The sequence below is a fragment of the Streptomyces sp. SID5910 genome (assembly GCF_009862125.1).
Lineage (GTDB): Bacteria > Actinomycetota > Actinomycetes > Streptomycetales > Streptomycetaceae > Streptomyces.
Map to the genome: position 1 here is coordinate 1 of NZ_WWHX01000154.1, position 1,109 is coordinate 1,109.

General features: G+C 74.8%; 2 protein-coding genes. Both read right to left on the minus strand.

Annotation, left to right across the window (positions count from 1 at the left end; translation table 11 throughout):
* Positions 1 to 518, minus strand: a 518-nt coding sequence (locus GTW67_RS05665) for an SRPBCC domain-containing protein (protein WP_272920462.1), incomplete at its 3' end; no start/stop codon positions are given.
* 52 nt (positions 519 to 570) lie between these two features.
* Positions 571 to 1,109 (minus strand): LuxR C-terminal-related transcriptional regulator (locus tag GTW67_RS05670; protein WP_161163694.1); only part of this gene is annotated, 539 nt, incomplete at its 5' end.

Below are 1,109 nucleotides of genomic sequence, written 5' to 3' on the forward strand. Positions count from 1 at the left end.
TGGGCCTCGGACGCGCCCGTGTCCGTGTCCGCCTCCGCTTCGAGGGAGGACGGGGGGACCTCCGTGTCGAAGACCGACGTGGGGCTGGGCTCCGGGGCCGCCGCCGTGCCCAGGTTCTCCGCGAAGCGGGTCAGCAGGCGGGTGGCCGCCGACGTCACCGGCTCCTCCGGCAGCTCCGTGACCCGCCCGTCCGCCGTGGCCGTCCCGGTGAACGCCACCGTCGTGCCGCCCTCGGCGTCCCGCACGTGCAGCACGAGCGCGAGCGTCACCGCGCCGGTGCCCCGCGACTCCGTGGCGTCGCCCTCCACGACGTACGCCCCGTCGCCGCGCGCCGACAGGCGCAGCGAGCCCCGGTAGGTGATGGAGTGGCTGCCGATACGCACCTTGAGCCGTCCCGCGACGGGCTCGGCACCGGCGTCCTGCTGGAGCCCCGGGATCGCCCGGGCGACCCGCACGGGGTCGGCCAGCACATCCCTGAGCCGCTCGGCCGGAACCGGAACGAACACCTCATGCTCCATGTCAGCGCAGCCTACCCAGCAGGCGCCCGACGCACCCCCCGTCGGCGCAAACTCACCCGCCGCCCGCGGCACTCCCCGGCGTCACGAGACCCGTCTCGTACGCCACCACCACCGCCTGGGCCCGGCTGGTCAGGCCCAGCTTGGTCATCGTGCGGTTGAGGTGGGTCTTGACCGTGGCCTCGCTGATGAACAGGCGGTCCGCCGCCTCGGCGTTGCTCAGACCCCGGGCGACCAGCTTCAGGACCTCGGCCTCCCGGCCGGTCAGCGGCGACAGCTCGGGCGGCGGCCCGGCGTCCGCAGGCTCCGACGTCCGCGTGAACGCCTCCACCAGGCGCCGGGTGACCGCGGGGGCGAACAGCGCATCGCCGCCGTGCACCGCGGCGACCGCGGCCAGCAGCCGTTCGGGCCCGGCGTCCTTGAGCAGGAACCCGGACGCTCCGGCGCGCAGGGCCCCGTACACGTACTCGTCGAGGTCGAAGGTGGTCAGGACGAGGACGCGCGGCGCGGGGTCCTCCGCCTCGGCGAGGATCCGCTCGGTGGCCTCGATGCCGGTCATGCCGGGCATGCGGATGTCCATCAGGACGACGTCCA